Genomic DNA, 6,596 nt, shown 5'->3' with positions numbered 1-6,596 from the left:
ACGGCCTCTATTCATAATTAACTATAAATCAGTGCTATTTGGCAGATTACGTTAGATATGTTTTCCTATGGTTTTACACATCTGGAGTAATTGGTGGTTACTGGTGGATTCTTCAAATGTGCATGGCACTGGCCGCCCTATTCGCCATCATCATGGCGGCAGGCATGGCGTACAAAATGATGGTCAAGCACGAGCCTTTGGACGTGATGAAGCTCTTCAGACCGCTGGCCGTGTCGCTTATCCTCTGCTGGTGGTATCCTCCGGCAGACACGGGCATGGCAAACAGCGGGAGCAACTGGTGCTTTTTAGATTTCCTCTCCTATATCCCGAACTGCGTCGGTTCGTACACACATGACCTGTACGAGGCCGAAGCCTCGCAAATCTCGGACAAGTTCGAGGAAGTGCAGGAGTTGATTTACGTGCGCGACACGATGTACACTGCCCTGCAGGCACAGGCCGATGTCGCCCATACGGGTACGTCGGACCCAAACCTTATCGAGGCAACGATGGAACAGACAGGTGTGGACGAGGTAACGAACATGGAGAAGGATGCGGCGAAGCTGTGGTTCACCTCGCTGACTTCGGGGGTAATCGTGGGGATTGACAAAATCATCATGCTGATAGCCCTTGTAGTATTCAGAATCGGTTGGTGGGCGACCATCTATTGTCAGCAAATTCTTTTGGGAATGCTCACCATTTTCGGACCTATCCAATGGGCGTTCTCGCTCCTGCCCAAGTGGGAAGGCGCATGGGCGAAGTGGCTCACAAGGTATCTGACGGTGCATTTCTATGGTGCGATGCTCTACTTTGTGGGCTTCTACGTGCTGCTGCTGTTCGACATCGTACTTTGCATACAGGTAGAGAACCTAACGGCGATAACGGCAAGCGAGCAGACGATGGCGGCTTACCTGCAAAACTCCTTCTTCTCGGCGGGCTATCTGATGGCGGCAAGCATCGTGGCCCTAAAATGCCTGAACCTCGTCCCCGACCTTGCGGCATGGATGATACCGGAGGGTGACACGGCGTTCTCAACCCGAAACTTCGGCGAGGGCGTGGCACAGCAGGCCAAAATGACGGCGACGGGCGCAATGGGTACGGTAATGAGATAACAAAGTAACGATAAATATTCAAACAAAATGGTCATCAAGAATTTAGAGAACAAAATCAAACTGGTCGGAATTATCTGCACCGCCTTTCTCGTGGGGTGCGTCATCATCAGCGTGTCGAGTATCTGGACGGCCCGCATGATGGTTACGGACGCTCAAAAGAAGGTGTATGTGCTGGACAGCAACGTGCCTATACTGGTACGCCGCACGACGATGGAGGAAACGCTTGACGTGGAAGCCAAGAGCCATGTCGAGATGTTCCACCACTACTTCTTTACCCTTGCTCCCGACGACAAGTACATCCGCTACACGATGGAGAAAGCGATGTACTTAGTGGACGAAACGGGCTTGGCACAGTACAATACGCTCAAGGAGAAAGGTTTCTATTCCAACATCTTGGGAACGAGTGCCGTCTTTTCGATTTTCTGCGACAGTATCACCTTCAACAAGGAGAAGATGGAGTTCACTTACTACGGGCGGCAGCGTATCGAACGGCGCAGCAATATCCTGATGCGCGAACTGGTTACGGCGGGACAGCTCAAGCGTGTACCCCGGACGGAGAACAACCCGCACGGGCTGCTCATTGTGAACTGGCGCACGCTGCTGAACAAGGACATCGAGCAAAAGACAAAAAGCAACTATTAACTCTACCAGTCCTATGAATATCAAAGGATTCAGACGTATGCTGTTCGGCGAGAAGATGCCGGACAAGAACGACCCGAAATACAAGGAGCGCTACGAACGCGACGTGGATGCCGGGCGACGCTTCGCCAAAGCGACACGTATCGACAAGGCAGTGGCCAAAGTACAGGGTTTCGCCAACGCCCACCGGACGCTGTTTCTCGTCATCGTATTTGGCTTCGCCATCTGCGGGCTGACATGGAATATTTACCGCCTGACGGTGGTGTACCGCCATCATCCGACCCGCCGGACGGCCACGGAGATGCAGGATTCCGTGCTCCGGGAACGGCATAAGATGCTTTCCGTACCGCATGTACGAAGATTCGATACGAAGGAAAGTGGTACGGAAAGGCCGGAATAGAACGGCAGGCTTATGAATATGCCGTTTGAGAGAACTATAAGCAAGTATGTGCAACTCAATTAAAGGGAAACAATGAACAATATCTTCAAGAGAATTAATTTCAGGCAGCCAAAGTATATGCTTCCGGCTATCCTCTATATTCCCCTTCTCGGCACGTCGTACTTCTTTTTCGACCTGTTCCATACCGAGAAGGTCGAGGTACAGGATAAGACACTCCAGACGACCGAGTTCCTGAATCCCGAATTGCCGGACGCCCAAATCAAGGGTGGCGACGGTATCGGCAGCAAGTATGAGAACATGGCCAAATCATGGGGCAAGATACAAGATTATTCCGCTGTGGACAACATCGAGCGGGACGAACCGGACAATAACCAAGAGGAATATGAATCGCAGTACACCGAAGAGGACATCGCCCTGCTTGACCGGCAGGAAAAGGAAAATGATCTGGCAGCGGAAGCGGCCGATGCCAAGAGGCGGGAGCAGGAGCTCTCGCAGAACTGGAAAAAGCACTCGCCGAAGCGAGGTTGAGAGGACAACGGGAGGTCATGCCGTCCGAAACGGACAGCACCGCAACGGCGGCTCCGCCGGACACGATGACGCAGGCCAAGGGAACCATCGACGAGGAAAGCCGTTCGGTCAAAGCTCCTGCGGAGACGGACAAGGCAAGCGAGGTGGTGAAGAAGGTAAAGACGGCTTCGGACTACTTCAACACACTGGCGAAAGACGCTCGGGAACCGAAACTCATCAAGGCGATCATCGACGAGAACATCAAGGCCGTGGACGGCTCGCGTGTGCGGCTGCGCCTGCTGGACGACATCGAAATCAACGAGAGCGTGGTCAGGCGTGGTACTTACCTGTATGCCACAGTCAGCGGTTTCTCTTCCGGACGTGTAAAAGGAAGCATCAACAGCATATTGGTGGAGGACGAACTGGTCAAGGTCAGCTTGTCAATCTACGATACGGACGGGCTGGAAGGACTTTACGTACCCATCAGCCAGTTCCGCGAGACAAGCAAGGATGTGGCGAGCAGTGCCATGTCGGGCAGCATGAACATGAATACCAGCGGATACGGTAACAGCCTCGCCCAATGGGGTATGCAGGCGGTGAACAATGCCTACCAGAAAACGAGTAACGCCATCAGCAAGGCTATCAAGAAAAACAAGGTGAAGCTGAAATACGGGACGTTTGTGTATCTGGTGAACGGACGGGAAAACAGGAACTAAAAGGGCAGTGACAATGGAATCAGACATATCAAAACTTCATAAGGGAACGGACGGCTTCTATTACGAGGACTACATCGCTCCCGATAAGCCCGAAACATTCGTTGGGAAGCTCGTAAGTACCGAATGGTGGCACAAAGGGGTACGATTCGCCCTGATATGCAACTTTCAGGCAGAAGACGGGCGGAGGATTGCCTTATTCGCCTTCCAGAAGCATACCGGTTTTTACGGGCCGAGAGACGGTGCGGTCAATTTCAAACATGTGGAGAAGAATACCCTCTGGGAGTGTGAAATCCGGAAAACCCGGACGGAACGCTGTACCTGGATGAGCGCCCGACAAATTGTAGAACTGAAAACAGACGCAATATGATAGAGACGGATCGCATTTACCTTATGGACTGCATGGAGGGCATGAAACAGATAGCGGATAGTAGCGTGGACGCCATAATCGCCGACCTGCCTTACGGGGTGTTAAATCGCAGCAATCCGTCGGTGAACTGGGACCGCCAGATACCGTTCGCAGCCTTGTGGGAGCAATACCGGCGGATTACCAAGCCGGACAGCCCCATTATCCTGTTCGGACAGGGGCTTTTCTCCGCATGGCTCATGCTGTCGCAACCCCGGCTATGGCGGTACAACCTCGTGTGGCAGAAAGATCGGGTGACGGGACATCTCAATGCCAAACGTATGCCGCTCCGGCAGCACGAGGATATTCTGGTATTCTATAAAAAACAGCCGGTCTATCATCCGCAGATGACACCGTGTCCTCCGGAACGGAGAAATCACGGGAGGCGTAAAACGGAGGGATTTACCAACCGTTGTTACGGAACGATGAAACTCTCACCGGTACGCATAGCCGATGACAAATATCCGACCTCGGTCATCTTCATGCCGAAGGAACACAAGAAAGGCGCGTTCTACCACCCGACACAAAAGCCCGTGGCGTTGATGGAGTACCTGATACGGACCTACACCGACGAAGGCGATGTTGTACTGGACAACTGTATCGGGTCAGGCACAACCGCCGTGGCCGCTATCCGCACGGGACGACACTACATCGGATTTGAAATCGAACAGGTGTACTGCGAGATTGCCGAACGGCGGATTCAGGAGGAACTGGAATGCAGGAACAAAGCACAAGAGGAAAAAGAGATAAGGGAAGAAAAACAAAATCAATAAATCAATGACATGGACAAAAAAGGAATCGTAACGGCATTTCTTCTGGCGGCAGGACTGCTGGGAACGCCGAATGTACAGGCACAACGAACCTACGAGGAGATGGAACAACTTACGGTAAATGAACAGGTAACGACGGTCATCACGGCCTCGGAACCGGTACGCTTCGTGGACATCTCCACCGATAAGGTTGTCGGTGACCAGCCGATAGATAACATCGTCCGCCTGAAACCGAAAGAGGGCGGACACGAGGACGGCGAGGTGCTGGCCATAGTGACCATCGTAACGGAACGCTACCGCACGCAGTATGCACTGCTCTACACCACACGGGTGCGGGAGGCGGTAACTGACAAGGAAATCCAGTTGCAGGAACGAAACGCCTACCACAACCCGGCGGTCTCGATGTCCACCGTGGAGATGACACGCTTCGCCCGGCGTATCTGGAACTCGCCCGCGAAGATCCGCAACGTCGCCACCAAGGCACACCGCATGACCATGCGGTTGAACAACATCTACACCGTGGGAGAGTATTTCTTCATCGACTTCTCAATAGAGAACCGGACGAACATACGTTTCGACATTGACGAGATACGGGTGAAGCTGGCGGACAAGAAACTGACCAAAGCGACTAATGTGCAAGTCATCGAACTGGTCCCGGAACTGGTGCTGGAGACGGGCAAGACGTTCCGGCACGGCTACCGGAATGTGGTCGTGGTCAGGAAAATGACGTTCCCGAACGACAAGGTACTGACCATCGAGATGACGGAGAAACAAATCAGCGGGCGTGCTATCAGCCTGAATATCGACTATGAGGACGTGCTGTCGGCCGATTCGTTCAGCACGGCATTGCTGGAGGAGGAATGACAATGAGAAAGACGATTATCCTGACGATTGCCTGCATGTGCCTCGCCGTCGGCGCGAATGCACAACGGGGCAGCGGCCGCCTTTCGCTCGGAGCGGGGCTGCTGTACAAGAACGAGCTGGACGTGACGCTGGCCTACGAACACGAGATGAACTACCGCCATGCGTGGGAGTTCTTTGCCAACGGCTACCTGCAATGGGCAGAGTGCGAATCCTGCAAGCATGTATGCCCGAAATCTTTCTGGCAGAATTACCGTACCTACGGCTTCGGCGTGGCTTACAAACCCTGCGTCACGAGGGGACGCAACCATTACGGAAGCCTCCGTATCGGGGCTTCGGGCGGAAGCGATACGAGGAAGTTCCTTGTCGGGCTGCATTTCGGCTACGAGCACAACTATGTGTTGCGGGCGGGCTGGACGCTATACTGGCAAGTCAAGGGAGACGTGATGATAAAGGGGGCCGATGTGCTGCGTACAGGAGTTGCCCTCGGTATTAAACTACCTATAAAATAAGGGAAAGATGAAACAGAACACTATCAGAAAAACGTGCCAGGTAGTGCCGGTTCTCCTCATAACCGGGGCATTGGCTGCCTGCGACGCACATATAGAAGAACCCGACAAGACGGTACGTCCCGGACATGTCCTCTGCGTGGACGGCAAGGCCGTGCCGTACAGCGAGTATGAAAATTCCGGGAAACAGGCGATTGCCGTCGTCTTCCATACCTATTCGGACGGGGAAACGGAAGGAAACGGCTATGCCGTCTATCTGTGGGACATGACGCCGAAGGCTTTTGCCGACAGCCTCGGTGTCGAGCAGGGTACGTCGGCGGACATTGCTGCATACGACGGGAATGAGAACACGTTCGCCCTGTACGATACGGAAGAAACGGCCTCGCCGATGGCTGAAGCCGTTTTTGCCTTGTGGAAATACGGACAGAGCGCCTATATCCCCTCGGTGGCACAGATGCGTCTGCTGTATTCGGCACAGACCGTCATCAATCCGATTATCGAGAAATGCGGCGGCGACCCGCTGCCGACCGAGGCCGACGAGTGCTGGTATTGGACATCGACGGAGGTGGAAGGACAGCAGACAGTCAAAGCATGGCTCTACTCGACAGCCAGCGGAACCATGCAGGAAACGCCCAAGACACAGGCGCATAAAGTGCGTCCCATTATAACCATCAACAACTGA

General features: G+C 53.6%; 7 protein-coding genes and 2 pseudogenes. All 9 read left to right on the top strand.

The window, feature by feature from the left end; translation table 11 throughout:
* Positions 1-98: 98 nt before the first annotated feature.
* Positions 99-1,109, top strand: a pseudogene (locus tag DXA05_RS11805) (hypothetical protein); the annotation flags it as partial.
* Positions 1,110-1,136: 27 nt separating this feature from the next.
* Positions 1,137-1,751, top strand: a complete 615-nt coding sequence (gene traK / locus DXA05_RS11800; protein WP_044301901.1) for a conjugative transposon protein TraK — start codon at positions 1,137-1,139, stop codon at positions 1,749-1,751.
* Positions 1,752-1,764: 13 nt separating this feature from the next.
* Positions 1,765-2,148 carry a hypothetical protein gene (locus tag DXA05_RS11795; protein ID WP_044301903.1) on the top strand — a complete coding sequence of 128 codons (384 nt, stop codon included), beginning with the start codon at positions 1,765-1,767 and terminating at the stop codon, positions 2,146-2,148.
* A gap of 72 nt (positions 2,149-2,220) precedes the next feature.
* Positions 2,221-3,371, top strand: a pseudogene (gene traM / locus DXA05_RS11790) (conjugative transposon protein TraM).
* Positions 3,372-3,384: 13 nt separating this feature from the next.
* Positions 3,385-3,738, top strand: coding sequence for a hypothetical protein (locus DXA05_RS11785; protein WP_007569266.1), 354 nt, complete (start codon positions 3,385-3,387; stop codon positions 3,736-3,738).
* Positions 3,735-4,547: a site-specific DNA-methyltransferase gene (locus DXA05_RS11780; protein WP_007569267.1), complete on the top strand. Its 813-nt coding sequence runs from the start codon at positions 3,735-3,737 to the stop codon at positions 4,545-4,547. Before DXA05_RS11785 ends, DXA05_RS11780 begins: the two co-directional genes overlap by 4 nt.
* Before the next feature lie 9 nt (positions 4,548-4,556).
* A complete protein-coding gene (gene traN / locus DXA05_RS11775) occupies positions 4,557-5,408 on the top strand; it encodes a conjugative transposon protein TraN (protein WP_044301905.1) in 852 nt (283 codons plus the stop codon).
* Positions 5,405-5,917 carry a hypothetical protein gene (locus DXA05_RS11770; protein ID WP_044301907.1) on the top strand — a complete coding sequence of 171 codons (513 nt, stop codon included), beginning with the start codon at positions 5,405-5,407 and terminating at the stop codon, positions 5,915-5,917. Before traN ends, DXA05_RS11770 begins: the two co-directional genes overlap by 4 nt.
* Before the next feature lie 7 nt (positions 5,918-5,924).
* Positions 5,925-6,596, top strand: coding sequence for a hypothetical protein (locus tag DXA05_RS11765; protein WP_007569275.1), 672 nt, complete (start codon positions 5,925-5,927; stop codon positions 6,594-6,596).

The sequence above is a fragment of the Bacteroides sp. AM54-2NS genome (genome assembly GCF_003602935.1).
Taxonomy (GTDB): domain Bacteria; phylum Bacteroidota; class Bacteroidia; order Bacteroidales; family Bacteroidaceae; genus Bacteroides; species Bacteroides xylanisolvens.
Note: the sequence above shows the minus strand (reverse complement) of the source record. Positions and strands in the feature narration are given on the sequence as shown.